Raw genomic sequence first — 16,329 nt, forward strand, 5'->3', positions numbered from 1 at the left:
TGATGTTCGATCTTTTTCCCCTCACCTGAAGGGAGCATATTCAATCCAGTCGATCAGGGACGCTTTCGCCCCGGTCGGCCTTGGCACGACGAAAACCCCGCCGGGCGCGCGGCCTGGCGGGGCTCCGTGTGTTTCGCGATGAGCGAACTGGCGGCGGCTTACGCCGCCCTCTTCATCTCGGCATTGCGGTCGTTGTGAGCCTGCATGCGCGAAGCCTTGCGCTCTGCCGCATCGATCTTCGACTGCTCGAGGCGCGCGTTGTGAGCGGCGATACTCGCATCCTTGCGTGCGGTGCGCGCGGCACGCATCTCGATGCCCTTCGCCTTCATCGCAGCCATGTTGGCTTCAACCGCGGCGGCCGAGCGCGCAAGGCGGTCCGCCTTCAGCTGGGCGTTGCGTGCTTCGTGGGCCTGCTGTGCTTCCGAGATGGTCTTCTGTTCCATGGATCTTCGCTCCTGATTGGCGTGATAAATTTTTTCCCTTCTTCCCGAAGGGGCAAATTCTTCATCATCTGTCTGGGGAAGTCCGGTCGTCGACCGGCTGGCGCTCGCGGAGCCCTTATTGCGGCGGCTTGGAAAGCCTGCCGTCGTCGTCGATCAATTCAAGCATCCCGTCCCATTGCCAAAGGACGAGATTGACATCGTCCGGCCCGGCGCCGCGCACGAAGCTGGGCACGAAGAGCCCTGCGAAGCCGTCGGCGATCATCGTCTCGGCGAGCTCTTGCGTTGGCACCGGCTCGCCAAGGAGTGCCTTCATGCGCCAGCCCTTGTCTGCGAGCATGGACGGCTTAAATTCGTACTGGGCGAGAAGCCCTGAATCCCGGCCATCGAGCAGCGGCCCGATATCTGCGCGATAAGCGACAAGGGTGGTGGGCTGCAGGTCGCCGACCTGGTTGGCCTCGCGAATGGCCGTGTCAGGCGCGAGCGCGGTATAGAGAGTTTCGCGGCCCGGTCGGTTGAAGCGCCCGCCATTGCGGCGGGCGCCCTCACCCGACATGGGGTCGCGCGCATATACCGGGTTCAAGGCCCGGTAGAGCAGTCCGGTATATCGCATGGATCAGGCGTAGACGCCGGCGTCGACCGCATCGATGAACTGGAGGACCGCATCGGCCTTGTCCTCGTGCACCAGCTGCATCGCGGTGCGCCCGTCGAAGCCGGGCAGCGGTTCGGAGCGATACCACGCATAGGCGGCCAGCGGCGAGCCGAAGCGCGGTTCGACCTTGTTTAGGATCTCGATCATCTGGCGCATGCGGCGCTGCGTCCGGTCGGAGCGGATCCGGTCCTTGCGCTGGATCGCGTCCTTGCCGAGGCCGAGCGAGCGCGACAGCTCCTCGACCGTGGTAAGGAGCAGCTCTGCGAGCTTCTTCGGAGCGAAGAGGCCATCTGAAAGGGTCTTCTCGATCATCATTCGCATGTCTCACGTTTTCTGACGCTATATAGTGTCAATATGGACGGCTAACAAGCGCGCTCCATGATGGACCTTGTTCCGCGAACCCGCGGTGGAAGAGTGGGTGAAAACAGTGCGCAGCGAGATGCACGCCGCCTGCGATACGGCTCAGGCTACCAACTGGTTTGGGCGATAGGCCAGCCTTTCCCGAAGTTAAAAGTCGGTACCGCCCTCATCTTCATCCTCGTACGTGCTTTCGTTGGGATCGATATATTCAGTCACGCCCTGAACAACGAAATTGACGATACTCCATACCATGGAGCAAGGCGGTCATCGAAATTCATACCGGCCGGTAGCGTCACTGGCGTTCCCCTATCAATACATTCCAGCGATCTCTTTTCTCGTGTCGATGGTCGGGGAGCTGGTAGTCCTCCCGGCATACAATCTATTCCGGCATTCATTGTTGCGTTGAGGCACTTTCGCACTCTGGCCACGGACAGGCATGAGGAGACGTCGTAGCCGTGAATGGGCTGTCGCGACGGTTGGTCCGCCTTGCTATCAGAGTCGGCCGATCGTACCGACCTTGGTCGCGTCAGACCAAGGATCTGCATTCGAAACCCCCTACCGACGGCGACGTCGGATTGTTCCTTTTCCCGCAAATAGGTCATTTCGGACCGAAGTTGGCTGTCGGGATTGATATCCCGATCCGTGAGATTGAACGGCGTACGGAATTGTCGCACAACACGATCCGGAAGTACCTGCGGGCGGATACGGTGGAGCCGAAGTTCAAGGTCCCCGAGAGGCCGAGCAAGTTGAACCCGTTTGCCGAGAAGCTCTCGGCCCGGTCGAGGATCGAGGCCGACAAGTCACGTAAGCAGCGCCGCACAGCCAAGCAGATGCACGCCGATCTCGTGGCCTTGGGATATGACCGTCCCTACCACCGCGTTGCGGCCTTCGCACGGGCCTAGAAGGCCGACCGACAGCGCGACGCCCAGACCAGCGGGCGCGGGACTTTCGTTTCGCTGATCTTCCAGCCTGCCGAGGCATTCAAGTTCGACCGGAGCGAGCACCGGGCCCAGAGATGCTGTTCGATGCCACGGCCCAGGCCGGCCGGGTGCTGGGCGGGGTGCCGCAGCATGGAATCTTCGACAACCTGAAGACCTCGGTTGACAAAATCGGCAGGGTTAAGGCCCGGCAGGTCAACGCCCGCTTTGCGGCCATGGCGAGCCACCATTAGTTCGATCCGGTGGTCTGCAATCCCGCCGCAGATTGGGAGAAGGGTCAGATCGAGAAGAACGTTCAGGATGCGCGGCGGCAACTGTGGCAGGCCCATGGTCCTTCTGGGCATGCCTTCCCGGACATCGATGCTCAATGCCTGGCTCGAGGCGCAATACATCGCGCAGTGGGAAGAAATTCCGCATCGAGTGCTGCCCGGCACCATCGCTGGCCTAATTCCGCTGGGGCGCCCCTTCAATGGTTTCGTGGAACACACCAGTCGGGTGTCGCCGACATGCCTGATCTCCTTCGAGCGCAGCCGCTACAGCGTGTCCGCTTTCTTCACCAATCGGCCGGTACCGGCATTGTCCGGCGGGTCACCGCTTCTCAAATCGCCACTGCATCAGCTGCATCGGTCTTCCCACCCTGCCCATAGGGTTTACATAGGCGGGCGGCATCAGCCGGATCTCGTGCCCTAATGCGATCAGCTCTCAAGACCAGTGACGAGCGGATGCGCACGCCTCTATACCGACGAGGCAACTTGGAAGATCAGTGACGAAGCCGATCAACTCGGCGCGGACCAACTTCCGTTGCACTAGAACGACCCAATCGAGGCCGATCACGTGTACGCGAAAAAACTACTTCGCCAGATCCGATCCGATGGTGGCAATCTCCTGACACATGTGACGACCCCTAAATGTGGACCTACAACGACCGCATCATTGCACAATTAAGCTAGTGCAGGGATCGTTCACTCATCATGTCCCAGGCAGCCGTCAGCGGCGACAAATTGGCCATTCTTCCGCGAAAGATACTGCGGCTTGCAACGAGCAGAGGCGCACGCGCGATCCGCATGAATGCTGCCATCAGCTCGCCGGAGACAGGCCAAAGGGGATATCCGCATGTCGGAGTAGCTTGATTTATCTGCCCTGCTCTAGCGTCTGCCGCTCGCTCATCGCCCTCCGACCTCGAAACTGACGCGCGTCTCGCAGCGCCAAGATCGCTCTTCACGCATTTGATTGCCGAGGTTTTCGCAAGCTTAGCGCGATCATCAGTCCAATGACGCCCACAACGATTCCGACGATCCCAGCGGTCAGAAATGCATTCTTCATCGATCCCGTGGATTGGTCGAGAATGTGCACGAGTCTCGGCGATTGCGACTGCGCAAGAAAGAATGCGGCGGTCCAGATGCCCATTCCCCGGCCACGCTGTCCGAAGTCGAACTTCGATTGGGTCCACGACAGCAAGGTCGGCACCGCCATGCCTGCCGCAATCTGCTGGACAACGACCCCCGCTGCCATTGCAGTCGGAGTATCGGCCAGGCCGATGGCCGCCAGGCCTGCTCCCAACAGAGCGAAGAACACGCCAAGTTGGAGCGGATAGCTGCGGTTCGCCAGAATGCGGAACAACACCGCGCCCATGAGAAAGAATATCTGGGGCACGAAGATCATCTGCGCATAACGATCGGGTTCGGTCACGCCGACCTCTGCGAATACAAGCGCACCGTTGATGATGAACACGTAATAAAGCATCGCGGCGATAAAGGTCACGAACGCGGTAAGAGCGGCGCTCCCCCAGGGAAAGGCCCCAAGTGGCACCGCTTTTCGTGCCGCCGGTTCTTCTTGTCGTGCCGCCGGTTCTTCGACGTCCGCGTTCTCAGGTTCGAATAGCCAGACGAACATGGCGGCCCAAACGGGAATGGCAGCAAAGTAGATGAAAAACACCCCGTTCCACTGCAGCGTACTCACCTCGCCCACGATCAGCGCGATGACGCCGGCAAACAGCGGGCCGACAAGGCTCTGGAGGAACAGCCAGTTCTTGCGGCCCTTGTCGTCCCAATAGTCGGCAATCAAGGTATTCACTACGGTCAGGATGCCGGCCTCGGAGATGCCGAGCAACAGGCGGGACGTGTAGATCTGGTCCAGTGTATCGAGAAACAAGGGCGCTGTGCCGAATATGGTGTAAAGAGCGGTCGCCAACAGTACCAGTCGTCTGCGTCCGAAACGGTCTATCAACAGCCCGCTGAAGGGAGCCAGGATGGCCATGGTCAACCCCGGCGCACCGATCAGAGCGGGCACCTGCGCGCGTGCGTCGGGATCGTTCGCGAAATGCGCGATGAGCGTCGGCACTGCCGGACCCATCGCGACGATGGCGATCATCGGCAGGAAGCCTGCAAGAACGATGACGATTCCCTGCGGCTTTAATGGAAGCTCTCGCCAGAAATTTTTCAAGGTCCGCACTTCCAGCCTCCCCAGCCGCCGAATTGCGGATCGCATAGATAATTAGAAGCTTCACTTCAATCTGGAATGCCCCCCCCCGCGGGCTCGACAGTCGCTCGCTCCAACCATGGTCTTGAAACGGGCTCGATCGCGGGAGCATCATCATGACCGGCTGGGCAAAGTACGTCTTGTGAATGTGGATCTGTCGTATCGGTTCTAGGTGCGGAAGGATTCGCAGCAGGTTCACTGAAGCGGGGGGCGCCCATTGAGCCAAAGCGGTAAGCGGCTTTTCTGAAACCGATTGTTCGCGCGGCAACCAATATACGGCTTCCCACGACCGCCGCACGATTTCGCCGCTGCATCGTAAAGGTGCAGGCCTGTGTGATTTTCATGAAGGTTGGGTCACCCTCGTGGGTCGCAGGCATCACTGCCAGGAACCTCGGCTAAGCCGGCGCTGGGGCACCCGAAAGAGGGTGCGCCAGCACCGCCAGCACATGAGGATCGTTTGCTGCAGACCCTGATGGCTTGTTTCGCCATCACCAGCTTTCGCCCGACCGCTTACTCACGCAGCCCGCCTCTGCTGAGGCAAAAGCTCAATCTGTTTCGGTCAGATAAGCGGCGCCCTACGATGACACACGCGTTATCTCGATAAGCTCTACACCAGATACCGCCAGTTTGTTTTGAACGGTGACGGAGCTGCCTCGGCCTTCATGAGAGTCGAGCATCTCCCCCTTGTGATCCCGGTCCGCTCGATACCGAACCACTCTGTGCGGGCCATCGCCCCAGGGAAGATGGCCAATTTCAAGCGTGTAGCCTGAATAGCCGGTACTCCGGGCGTCTACGCGTCGCGGAGGAACGTTCAGGGACATATCCGTTTTCTGATCGCCGATCGGGACCTGGAACTCGAATACGTCGCGGTCCCGGGCCGTCAGATACATGTCGGGGATCGCATAGTTCGAAATCAGAATGCGAATGGTATCACCGTCGGCGGTGCGACCGGCCAGCGCCGCGAACCCGTTGTCGTCCCCACCTGTTATGGCAAGGCGTTCCGTTGTGGCCAACGTCTGTCCGACGAGCTGAAACGCACCCGTCCGGGCGTTCTGGCTGCCATCGTCTTCGAAGATCCCGGCTGGGTCGGTGAAGTTGTAGTGGAAATCGGCGCCGGTATCGGCGCGGAAGAAGATCGCTTTGTCGACCTCGGAATCCTGCATGTAGATCGCTGCGGCCGCAAGAAAGGCCGCATTGTCGAAATCCTCGAACTTGGCCGTCGGGATACCGGTCATGCTCCAGTAGGAAAGCAGGAGCTCGGTATCGGTGAAGCCATATTTGTCGACGATCGCGCGGACCTCGGCGGCAATCGTGCGAAAATCCATCGGATCGCGGGAATTGTCGCCGTACCACATCCAGGACAGGAAATCCAAAGGCACTGACTGCTGTTTGACGTAGTCCAGGAAACCTTCGCGGAACGGACCTTCATTGAGCGGAAATGCGACGCAAGGGCCACCGACCTTCAGTGCCGGGTCGACGCGCTTCACAGCGCGCGCGGCTGCCGCGTACATCTCGTAGAACTGATCGGGCGTGCCGGAAAAATGCAATTTGCCGAAGTCGGGCTGATCGCCGAATTCCCAATGCGAGACGGCGTTTTCGAATCCGTCGCCCCAGCCGCATACGTAGTGGCGCACGATATTCTCGACGACCTGTTCGTACTTTGCCAGGTCGCGGGCCGGCTGCTTGTTGGCCGGTATCTCGCTGGCGATGGTAAACAGGATATTCGCTCCGATCGAGCGGGTCTGCCCGACCCATGTATCCGTCGCCGCGAAATTATAGCTGGCCGGATCGCTGGGATCGGCCGACCAGTCGGGGAACAGGCTGGTCGGGTTGTCGATCGTGTCCAGCCTGGAAACCCAATCGTAAGACCGGACAAGCGTGACTTGCGCATTCCTCCAGACATCCAGAATGTCGGGAACGCTGTCGGTGCCGGGAGCAGGTGCGGGAATGCCCGACGTGCCGTGAAGCTGCCGCATGTTGCCAATGGGCTCGCCCGCATTGACGGACAGCTTCGCGATAAGGTCTGAAGTCATCAGTAATCACTTTCCAGGACGCGGTTGATATAATCGATTGCCGCCGGCTCTTCGTTCACCAGATAGTCCAGGCGCCGATCGAGCGCTTCGGGCGTCTCGGAATCGAATTCCTCGTGCATCATTTTCAACGACCAATCCCACACGGTTTTCACGCGCGGGTACCGCCTCGCCATGAATTTGGTTTGCACGTCGTAAAGGGAATCGTCGGTGCGAAGGAGTTTGGCGAAGACCACCCCGTCTTCGATGGCCATCGCTGCGCCCGATCCGAGATAGGGCGTCGTCGCATGCGCGGCATCGCCCATGATCATGACCCGGCCGCGGAACCATGGATAGGGAACCATGATCGTATCCAGAGGGGTGTAGGCAACATTGGTCGCCGTGCGCAGCGATTCTATCGCCTCCGCCATGAAGTCGGAATCGCCCATCATCTCCCGCGCTCTTTCATGCATGAGTGCGGCAAACGCGTCCGGATCGTGGCGAGGTCGGCCAGGCTCGGCATGTGTGACGATCACGTACATCATGCCGCCGGCCAGCGGCACGAAACCGACTTTCCCGCCGAAACCATGGCAGAATAGCGCACCTTTCAGGCTTTCGGGGGCGGGCACTGCGGCACGCCATGCGACGCCGCCGCTACGAACCGGAACGTATTTCTTTCCGAACAGATACTCGCGGATCTGGGAATTGATGCCGTCGAAGCCGATAACAAGATCATATCGACGCGACGATCCGTTGCTCAGCTCCACCGTGACGCCATCGTCATCCTGCTGAATATCGACCGCTGTCGTCGCCATCATGATGTTGCAACCCAGCTCCATCGCGCGTGCACTGGCCATCTCGAGGAAACCAAGTCGCGGAAGCTGGACGTTGTTGGGCATGCCGTCCACTTTCCGCCCATAGGAAATATCGACGACATGGTCGCCCTTGCGATCGTAATAGGTGAGAGGAGGCGTCGGAAAACCGATCTCCAGGGTCTTTTCCAGGATCCCGATCTCGCGCAAGGCGCGCAGTCCATTGGTGCGCAGTCCCCACCCTACGCCAGCCACCGAGTTGTCGGGCTTGATGTCGATGACATCCACCTCGGACCCGTTCTGAACAAGCGCTATCGCTGCGCAAAGCCCACCGATACCCGCGCCGACAATAAGAATCTTGTCAGACCTGGACATTTCGCCTCCTCCCAAATTTTAGCCGATGCAGGCACGGCAATCGACCGCCCCGTCGCCTCGTGATATATCACCATTGCATGCGCCCTATTTCCAGTCAAGGGTTGCAATCTTGCCCGTCGTTGCTGACGGTGGCGCGGATGGGCCCGAAGCAGTGCCGAACTGGAGTTTTTTGATGGCAGAGCGCGAAAAACAAAAGCAGACACTTGCCGACCAGCTCTACGAGATCCTTCGACAGCGGATAGTGTCGCTGAACATGCCGCCACGCATGCGCTTCACCGAGCGAGAGATATCACAGGAGACCGGATTTGGCGCGATGCCGGTCCGCGAGGCCCTGGACCGCCTGAACCACGATGGTCTCGTCGAAACGATTCCTCGCCGCGGTTACCGCGTGGCGGGACTTACACTGAAGTCCGTGGACGACTTCTTTACCGTCTGGAGCGTCGTATCACCGCTGATAATCCAGCTGGCACGGGAACGGGCGACGCCCAAGCAGATCGAGTCCCTCAACACCATCCACCAGGAGCATTTGCGGGCGGTCAGAAAGGCCAGGCTCGATCCGGAGCACTGGATACGGATGTCGCGGCAACGGTTCGATCTGCTTGCAGAGGCTACTCGCAATCCGCAGCTTCAAGCGATCTACCGGAAACTCTCGGCGGAGATGGACCGGATCTTTCATTCCATCAGCCATCACCGGGAGGATATCCGCGCGATCTTCGAGCTTGGCACTCGGTTTGACACTGCGATCCCATCGGTCGACGATGCAAGCGAGTTCATAAAGATCAGCCGCGAGAAAATCGCGGAGGTAATCATCGAGAAGGGCTTCGATTACTCGCAGGGCAGCTAGGGTCTGGTTCCATCGCTTATCGATTGAAGATGACAACGGCCAAGCGCGCGCTGATTGGGAACAAGGCGTTCGGGCATCGGTCGTAGTGTTTGTGCGGCGCAAATGCCCAGCCCGCTCTGCAGGCGATCGGAATTGGGGCTGCAAAGCACCGGTTTGCTGCGACATGGGCCATTTGTTCGAGGCGGTCGGGAGTAGCTATCCGCGTGTCGCGCGGATATGCTGGCGTGATGAAATCTGTCTCGTCGCTGCTCGCTCTTGCCCTCGCCATCGTGCCCGTTCCTGCGTCTGCGCAATGGGAACATCATTATCCAAAGGTGGAAGGCTATGGACACCAGCTCTATCTGGAGCAGGAGCATCTGCCGATCCTGTCTTCGGGCCCGGTCTATCCGGCGCCTTCGCCAGATGGCGCGACCCTCGCCTTCGCGCACCAGGGTTGGCTTTGGCAGCTGGATCTGGACAGCGGTGTCGCGCGGCGGCTGACAAATGCCGCCGGTATCGACTCCCGCCCGCGCTGGTCGCCCGATGGCCAGCGCATCGCGTTTGTCCGGGACTCGGGATCGGACACCGGCATAATCGTCATTGCGCGCGGCGGCAGGCAGTTGCTGACGATCGATACGCCGGCAATCGATCTCGATCCCGAGTTCACGCGCGATGGCAAGGCGCTGCTCTATACTTCGGCGCGGGCCGGAAATCTGGATCTATGGCGGCGCGATCTGACGACCGGCACCGACGAGCAGCTGACGAAGGGCTCGAGAGTCGCCCGGGCGGCACGGACTTTGGCGGACGGCAGGCTGGTCTATCAGGAGGCGGCGGGACCCGGCCAGAGCGTCGTGATCCGTGATCTGCATCCGGCGCCGAACGCGACCGGGGAGACTGCCTCGGGCAAGGTCCTGTTCCAGCAGGGCTGGATGGCGCATCTAAGCCCTGATGTGCATCCGGCGGAGCGGGCCATCGTCTATGGCGTGGGCGAAGGCAATATGGTCCGGCTTGCCGTCATGGACGTCGACCGTCCGGCCTATCCGCGCTGGCTGACCGCGCCCGGTAATAAGGCCCTGTTTCCCGCATGGTCGGCCGACGGTTCGCACATCTATTTCGTCGAGGCCGACGCACGGCAGCAGTTCCATCTGATGCGGATCGGCGCAGCCGGGGGCGCGGCCCAAGAAGTTCGCGTGACCCGGTGGGGTTACGGCACCGGCCTGGGCGATCTGGCGATTGCGGTACATAGCGCGGACGGGGACGGCGGCGAAAGCAGCGCAGCCACGCCGATCGCCGCGAGGGTGTCGATCACGCGGGCCGATGGGCACCCGGTTACGAACCCCGCCGGATCGACCTTCGTCGATAATCAGAACGGGCCGGTCTATTTCTACATCGACGGCACCACGAAATTGAACCTCCCGGCAGGCGAATATCGCATTGTGGCGACGCATGGCCCCTTCTCCTTGCCAGAGACGAAAACCGTGCGCGTCATCGCGGGGCAAGAGACTGATGCCGAGCTGAACGTGCAGCGGATCTGGAATGCGCATGCGGCCGGCTATGTGTCCGCCGATTATCGCACCCATCTCAACGGCAGCGGTGTCAACGAGCTGGCTTTGCCCGATCTGCTGTTGCCGATGCGGGGCGAGGCGCTGGACTATGGCGCGCCGATGGCCTGGAACCAGTATAATCGGTTCATCGACGCGGACCGGATCGGGCAGAAGGCTTCCGCGCCCGATGGCACGACCGCCTGGCTGACGCAGGAGGTCCGCTCAGACTATCACGGCCACATCGGGATGATCGGTGCCACTTCTCCGTTTCAGCCCTGGTTCTTCGGGCCGAACGTTCCGGTCTATGGCAACCGCGACCTTCACAATGGCCTGGTGAACCCGTTCGCCAAGGCGCAAGGGGCCCTCGCGACCTATGTCCATCCGGTAGGCGGCGATGCGGATCCTTTCGCGGACCTGTCGGCAAACCCGCTACCGCAGGAGTTGGTGATCGACGGTGTATTGTCCGACGGCATCGGGCTCGAGCTCGTCTGCCAGTGGACCAGCCCCCTTGGGACTGCGCAGGCCTGGTATCGCTTCCTTAACATCGGACGGGCGATACCGGTTACGTCGGGCACGGACATGATGGCGAATTTCTACCGCCTCCCGGCGATCGGCACCGCGCGGTCCTATCTGCCGGCGACCGATGCGGAAGATGGATATTCCGCCGCGCTCGATCAGGTCCGTGATGGCCGGGGTTTCGTCACCACCGGCCCCGCGATCCTGTTCGCGATCGACGGACAGGCACCGGGCGATGTCGTCGGCAGCGGGATGCGGGAATGGTCGCTGGACCTTATCAGCGTCGGACCTGTCGACCGGGTCGAAATTCTGGTTAACGGCACGGTCGTCCAGACGCTGGAAGGGTTCGAGGGGAAGGGCCAGCGGACCTATCGCGGGGCCGTGAACCTGCCCGCCGGCGGATGGATCGCGGCGCGCGCTATCGGCGGCAAGACCGCGTGGCCGGTCATGTCCTTCACGCATTTCGCGCACACCCAGCCGGTCTGGATCGACTATGTCGGCAGCACGGACGCGCAAGCGGCCCGCGCCGCAGCGCAGGACCTGCTGGCGGCGCTGGACTTCTCGGGAGCGAACTTCCGCGAGAGCTATGGCGCCGACATTCCGCCCGGACTGGTTACGCGAATGGGCGAAGCGCGTTCGAAACTGACGGCGATAGCGCGGGAGTGAAGCGCTGCCGTCGCACCAGCCTGGCCGAACAATAGGATGACCGGAACTTCCTTGCCGAGATCGCGCTTGCCGCCGGTCTGAATCTCGCCAGGCGACAGAACACGTGCAGAACATGTCATCGCTCCCTATTTATGGGCGATGACAGCAACGACCCGGATACGCGTGATCGATCTTGAGACAACCGGTTCGAGCCCTCCGGCTCATGCGGTTTGCGAGGTCGGCTGGCAGAATGTCGTCCTTCGGGACGATGGGCATTGGTCCCTGGACGCCGATCATGGAGCACGCTTCGTCAATCCGGGTAGATGCATTCCCCCGGTAACGATGGCCGTGCATCACATCATGGACGATGATGTGAAGGGTGCACCGTTCTGGCAGGAGGTCGCTCCATCGATTTTGAGACCGGAAGCCGGGGCAGTCGCACTTGCCGCGCACCGCGCATCGTTCGAGCAGCGTTTCTGCACGCCCAAGCTGTCGGGCAATGCAAAGTGGATCTGCACGTGGAAGTGCGCGCTGAGACTGTGGCCAGACAGCCCGAGTTTCTCCAATCAGGTGCTGCGCTACTGGCGAATGCCGGACGGCCTTGATCAGCCGAAGGGCCTACCGGTCCACCGGGCCTTTCCGGATGCCTATGTGACAGCGCACCATCTACGCGATCAGCTCAACGAAGCCGGTCTCGAACAATTGCTGGCATGGAGCGCCGAACCGGGATTGCTGCCCCGGGTGCCTTACGGAGCCGACCGGGGACGCTACTGGGGTGAACTCGATGATGAAGCGCTGGGACGCTATACGTCGGACCGGAACGAAGATGTCCGTTTCTCGGCGCAGAAGGAAGTCGAGAACCGGACGGGCGCTATCTCGCCGACCGGCGCAGGCCCCGTGCAAGGTCGACTTCTTTAGCCGCATCCGTGAAACGGGAACCATCGAGTGGGTGGGCTACCCTTCCCCTAGCCACCGCAGCACTCCCCCGCTTCCGCTTGCGATAATAGGATGCTAGTCGAAGCAGATGAAGCCTGAGCGACACCCGCGTGAAGATGACCGACTGCGCGAACTGCGTCGCTATGGAATTCTCGATACCGACAAGGAGCGCGAGTTCGACGAGCTCGTGGAGATAGCGTCGGATATATGCGAAGCCCCGGTGTCGGTCATCAATTTCATCGACGAAGGCCGGCAATGGTTCAAGGCTGAGGTCGGGCTGGGCGTCAGATCGACGCCGCTCGACACAAGCCTGTGCGGCCATGCGATCTTGCAAGGCGATTACATCGAAATCCCGGATACGCTCGACGATAAACGGATGGCCGACAATCCCCTGTGTACGGGCGATCCGGGATTTCGCTTCTATGCGGGTTCCGTTCTGAAGGGAGCCAATGGCCTTCCTTTGGGAACGCTGTGCGTTCTGGACCACAGACCGCGCGCATTGTCGGATCACCAGCGCAAGGTGCTACGCGTATTGTCGCGCCATATCATGCGTGAACTGGATCTTCGTATTGCGCTGGATCGAGAGCAGACGCTGCGACGCGAGGTCGATCATCGGGTCAAGAACTCGCTCGCGTCGATCGGCGCGCTGCTTTCGATGAAGGCGCGGAGAGAAACCGATAGTGCCGCAAGGCTTGCGCTTGAGGACGCAAGTAACCGCATTCGATCCCTGTCGTCGCTTCATGCAGAACTGCATGAACTGGATGGTCAGGCTTCCGTGAGCTTGCAATCCCTGTTCATGCGCATCGAGATCGATCTTCGGCAATTACTTCCCGAAGGAATTCAACTGACGATAAGCGTCGGAGATGATCGGGTCGGTCCGCAACTGGCAAATTCGCTGGTCCTGATAGTAAACGAATTTGTCGCCAATTCCGTCAAGCATGCGTTCGGATCAGGCCATGGTTCAATCAAAGTGGAAATCGAAGCAAAGGGTGATCGATGGTCACTTGTTTGCTGCGATGATGGATCAGCAGGAGCGAAGGAAGCCGAAAGGGCAGCGACGGGATCGGGTCTGGGAACGAGGGTGATACATTCCATTGCGTCATCGATGGATATCGCCCCCCAATGGCGAGCTGACGGCTATGGAATGGAATTGAAACTGGACAGCTCAACCGCCAACTCTGTTGGCTGACGCAACAATATCCAACGGAACGGAAGCCTGCCATTCGGGTTCAAGCACAATAGTGCTGGCCTCGGGAGGAAGACGTGATTGGCTGAGATGGCAGGGTTTCGCGCCAGAATTGTAGCAGTGCTTGTCGGGGGAGCGCTTTGTCTCGGCCTGACACCGCACGGTGATATGGCGATGGCTGAGGAGAATGCGGTCCCGGCGCTCGGGGCCGAGCTCCAGCGCTTCGACTACCCGTGGGAAGTGCACCGCCTTGATGTCATGGTTGGCACTACGCCTGCTCGGATGGCCTATATGGACGTTCGGCCCGACCGGCCCAATGGGCAAGCCGTCATCCTGCTGCACGGCAAGAACTTTTGCGGCGCGACCTGGGAGGATACCGCCGGCGCGTTGCTCGATTCCGGCTACCGCGTGCTCATCCCCGACCAGATCGGCTTCTGCAAATCCTCGAAGCCGCGCGAGGCGCAATACAGCTTCGCCATGATGGCCAGCTTCACGCAAAAGCTGATGGATGAGCGCGGGATCGCCGATGCGGCGGTTATCGGCCACTCGACCGGCGGCATGCTGGCGATGCATTTCGCGCTGATGTATCCGGATCAGGTCACGCATCTGGTGCTGGTCAACCCGCTGGGCCTGACCGACCGGATGGCGGAAGGCGTACCCTATGTTCCGCTGAACGAGCTGATCGAACAGGAGCGGCAGAAGGACTTCGCCAGCATTAAGGCCTATCAGCGCGACGTCTATCACCATGGGCAATGGCAGCCGCGCTACGACCGCTGGGTCACGATGCTGGCCGGCCAGTATGCCAGCGCAGACGGCGAGGACGTCGTCTTCGCGCAGGCTAAGACCAGCGAGATGATCCTGACCCAGCCAGTCTCGCAGCATCTGGAACGATTGGCCATGCCGGTCACGCTGATGATCGGCATGCTGGACACGACCACTTTCGGCAAGGGACAGGCGCCGCAGCAGGTTGCGCAGCGGCTGCGGCCGATCCCCGAACTGGCGCCTGAGGCTGCCGCCCGCATTCCCGATGCGCGGCTCGTCCCCTTCCCCGATCTGGGCCATTCGCCCCAGGTGGAAGATCCGAAATTGTTCGAGAGCCGCCTGATTGCCGTGCTGCGCGATCGCCAGGATGGCAGCAAGGAACCGCAATGACAGGTCACCCAACCGATTTCCCCCTGCGCCGAAGGGGTTTCGTGAAAGCAGCAGCGTTCTCGGTACTGGCGGCTGGCGCGACCCGAAGCTTCGCCCAGCCCCGGACCGAGCGACCGCTGCTGATCCGGGGCGCCTATGTCATGACGATGGGACCGCAGGGCGACCTGCCCGAGACCGATTTGCTGGTCCACGGCGGACGGATCGCGGCGACCGGCACAGGGCTGGCGAGCGACGGCGCGGAGACGATCAACGCGCACGGGCAGATCCTGCTGCCCGGCCTTGTCGATACGCACAACCATCTCTGGCTATCGCAGATGCGAGGGCTGTTCGGTCGGTCCGAACAGACCCGCTATTTCCCGCTGACGGAGCGGCTTGGCGCCGCCTATGAGCCGGAGGACATGCGGGTCGGCACATTGTTCGGCGCGTCGGGCGCGCTGGCGGCCGGCGTCACCACCACCCTTGCCTATTGCGACAATATCCGGATTCCCGGCCATGCGGAGGCGGCGCTGGACGCGCTGGTGGAATCGGGGATCAGGGCCCGTTTCCTCTACGCCGGGCATGACCGGCTTCCAGCCGACGCGCCGCTGGACATCGATCACCTTCGGCAGCTGCATCTGAACAGGGCCGGCTGGGCCGGCGACGCTCCGATCGAACTGGGCCTGGGCTGGCGAACGCCGACGACCGGTTCGGGCGATGCAGTGGTCGCCACTGCACTTGAGGAGCTTCGCCGCGCGCGAACGCTGGGCCTGCCGATTTCAACCCATATCAGCGGAGAGAACGGCCCGGCCCAATTGCAATTCCTCATGCAGCGCAGCCTGCTGGGCCCGGACATGCTGCTCGTCCACGCCACGGGCGCTGATCCGCAAGCCCTGCGCGAGGTAGAGGAGGCGGGTGCGGCGATCTCGCTTACGCCGATTACCGAACATCGCATCGGCTTCGGCCTGACGCGGCTCAACCATTACACCGATCCTGTCAGCCGTGTGGGGCTGGGGATCGACGGCGCGCTAGCCGGGGCGCCGGACATGTTCGCGGTGATGCGCGCCGGCCACATGGTGCAGGCAGCCGTCAGCGGCGACGAACTGGCCATCCTGCCGCGCGAGATACTGCAGCTTGCGACGATCGGCGGCGCACGCGCCATCGGCATGGATGCCGCCATCGGCTCGCTGGAGACCGGCAAGCAGGCCGACATGATCCTTGTCGACCCCGCCGCGCTCAACATGGGATTTTCCCAGACGGATCCCACCGCGCTGCTAGTCTATTCCGCCAAGCCGCAGAATGTCGCGATGGTGATGGTCGGCGGGAAGATCCTCAAGCAGGGCGGAAGGATGACCCGAACCGACGAAGCGCAGCTGCTTGAAGCGGCCACTTCGTCTCTGGCGGCAATCCAGGCCCGGGCGAATATTTCCGCGAGCCAGAACGCCGGATAACGGCGCACAAGAGCGTTTTGCAATTGCGGAACCGAC

The 16,329-nt window shown here is 61.3% G+C and carries 12 protein-coding genes and 2 pseudogenes; 7 read left to right on the forward strand and 7 right to left on the reverse strand.

The features are described from left to right. Window positions 1-158 precede the first annotated feature (158 nt). The 3 genes from A9D14_RS15505 to A9D14_RS15515 form a co-directional block, all read right to left on the reverse strand. A complete protein-coding gene (locus tag A9D14_RS15505) occupies window positions 159-443 on the reverse strand; it encodes a hypothetical protein (RefSeq protein WP_066849938.1) in 285 nt (94 codons plus the stop codon). A gap of 115 nt (window positions 444-558) precedes the next feature. Then, window positions 559-1,053: an RES family NAD+ phosphorylase gene (locus A9D14_RS15510; protein WP_066849942.1), complete on the reverse strand. Its 495-nt coding sequence runs from the start codon at window positions 1,051-1,053 to the stop codon at window positions 559-561. Between the two features lie 3 nt (window positions 1,054-1,056). Beyond that, a complete protein-coding gene (locus A9D14_RS15515) occupies window positions 1,057-1,404 on the reverse strand; it encodes an MbcA/ParS/Xre antitoxin family protein (RefSeq protein ID WP_232469098.1) in 348 nt (115 codons plus the stop codon). Between the two features lie 641 nt (window positions 1,405-2,045). Here A9D14_RS15515 and A9D14_RS15520 point away from each other — a divergent pair. Next, window positions 2,046-2,960, forward strand: a pseudogene (locus A9D14_RS15520) (IS21 family transposase); the annotation flags it as partial. Between the two features lie 31 nt (window positions 2,961-2,991). Here A9D14_RS15520 and A9D14_RS20170 read toward each other — a convergent pair. From A9D14_RS20170 to A9D14_RS15540, 4 genes and pseudogenes are all read right to left on the reverse strand, one after another. Further along, window positions 2,992-3,224 (reverse strand): annotated as a pseudogene (locus A9D14_RS20170) (IS110 family transposase); the annotation flags it as partial. A 384-nt stretch (window positions 3,225-3,608) separates the two neighbouring features. Next, window positions 3,609-4,841, reverse strand: coding sequence for an MFS transporter (locus A9D14_RS15530; RefSeq protein ID WP_066850667.1), 1,233 nt, complete (start codon window positions 4,839-4,841; stop codon window positions 3,609-3,611). 602 nt (window positions 4,842-5,443) lie between these two features. Continuing rightward, entirely contained in the window at window positions 5,444-6,901 is a 1,458-nt protein-coding gene (locus A9D14_RS15535) for a GH39 family glycosyl hydrolase (protein WP_066849948.1), read from the reverse strand. Then, a complete protein-coding gene (locus A9D14_RS15540) occupies window positions 6,901-8,064 on the reverse strand; it encodes an FAD-dependent monooxygenase (protein ID WP_083988111.1) in 1,164 nt (387 codons plus the stop codon). The genes A9D14_RS15535 and A9D14_RS15540 overlap by 1 nt, the downstream gene beginning before the upstream one ends. Window positions 8,065-8,173: 109 nt before the next feature. Here A9D14_RS15540 and A9D14_RS15545 point away from each other — a divergent pair, with 109 nt between their 5' ends. The 6 genes from A9D14_RS15545 to A9D14_RS15570 all read left to right on the forward strand — a co-directional run bounded on the left by A9D14_RS15545 (window position 8,174) and on the right by A9D14_RS15570 (window position 16,293). Further along, window positions 8,174-8,908 (forward strand): GntR family transcriptional regulator, encoded by a 735-nt coding sequence (locus A9D14_RS15545; protein ID WP_066849955.1) that lies wholly within the window; start codon window positions 8,174-8,176, stop codon window positions 8,906-8,908. A 227-nt stretch (window positions 8,909-9,135) separates the two neighbouring features. Beyond that, on the forward strand, window positions 9,136-11,613 hold the full coding sequence (locus A9D14_RS15550; RefSeq protein WP_066850668.1) for a CehA/McbA family metallohydrolase: 2,478 nt from the start codon (window positions 9,136-9,138) through the stop codon (window positions 11,611-11,613). A 138-nt stretch (window positions 11,614-11,751) separates the two neighbouring features. Next, window positions 11,752-12,510 (forward strand): 3'-5' exonuclease, encoded by a 759-nt coding sequence (locus A9D14_RS15555; protein ID WP_066849957.1) that lies wholly within the window; start codon window positions 11,752-11,754, stop codon window positions 12,508-12,510. A 106-nt stretch (window positions 12,511-12,616) separates the two neighbouring features. Beyond that, a complete protein-coding gene (locus A9D14_RS15560; RefSeq protein WP_066849960.1) occupies window positions 12,617-13,717 on the forward strand; it encodes a sensor histidine kinase in 1,101 nt (366 codons plus the stop codon). A gap of 171 nt (window positions 13,718-13,888) precedes the next feature. Then, complete coding sequence (locus tag A9D14_RS15565; RefSeq protein ID WP_232469100.1) at window positions 13,889-14,866, forward strand: alpha/beta fold hydrolase; 978 nt, start codon at window positions 13,889-13,891, stop codon at window positions 14,864-14,866. Window positions 14,867-14,907: 41 nt separating this feature from the next. Further along, on the forward strand, window positions 14,908-16,293 hold the full coding sequence (locus A9D14_RS15570) for an amidohydrolase family protein (RefSeq protein WP_232469102.1): 1,386 nt from the start codon (window positions 14,908-14,910) through the stop codon (window positions 16,291-16,293). The last annotated feature ends 36 nt before the right edge of the window (window positions 16,294-16,329 follow it).

Source organism: Croceicoccus marinus (genome assembly GCF_001661675.2).
Taxonomy (GTDB): Bacteria; Pseudomonadota; Alphaproteobacteria; order Sphingomonadales; family Sphingomonadaceae; genus Croceicoccus; species Croceicoccus marinus.

Bases quoted from the DNA above. Each gene is read 5' to 3' on its own strand.
- A9D14_RS15515 (WP_232469098.1), bottom strand. From the start codon at position 1,404: ATGATCGAGAAGACCCTTTCAGATGGCCTCTTCGCTCCGAAGAAGCTC.
- A9D14_RS15510 (WP_066849942.1), bottom strand. From the start codon at position 1,053: ATGCGATATACCGGACTGCTCTACCGGGCCTTGAACCCGGTATATGCG.
- A9D14_RS15550 (WP_066850668.1), top strand. From the start codon at position 9,136: ATGAAATCTGTCTCGTCGCTGCTCGCTCTTGCCCTCGCCATCGTGCCC.
- A9D14_RS15540 (WP_083988111.1), bottom strand. From the start codon at position 8,064: ATGTCCAGGTCTGACAAGATTCTTATTGTCGGCGCGGGTATCGGTGGG.
- A9D14_RS15555 (WP_066849957.1), top strand. From the start codon at position 11,752: ATGACAGCAACGACCCGGATACGCGTGATCGATCTTGAGACAACCGGT.
- A9D14_RS15535 (WP_066849948.1), bottom strand. From the start codon at position 6,901: ATGACTTCAGACCTTATCGCGAAGCTGTCCGTCAATGCGGGCGAGCCC.
- A9D14_RS15505 (WP_066849938.1), bottom strand. From the start codon at position 443: ATGGAACAGAAGACCATCTCGGAAGCACAGCAGGCCCACGAAGCACGC.
- A9D14_RS15560 (WP_066849960.1), top strand. From the start codon at position 12,617: ATGAAGCCTGAGCGACACCCGCGTGAAGATGACCGACTGCGCGAACTG.
- A9D14_RS15565 (WP_232469100.1), top strand. From the start codon at position 13,889: ATGGCTGAGGAGAATGCGGTCCCGGCGCTCGGGGCCGAGCTCCAGCGC.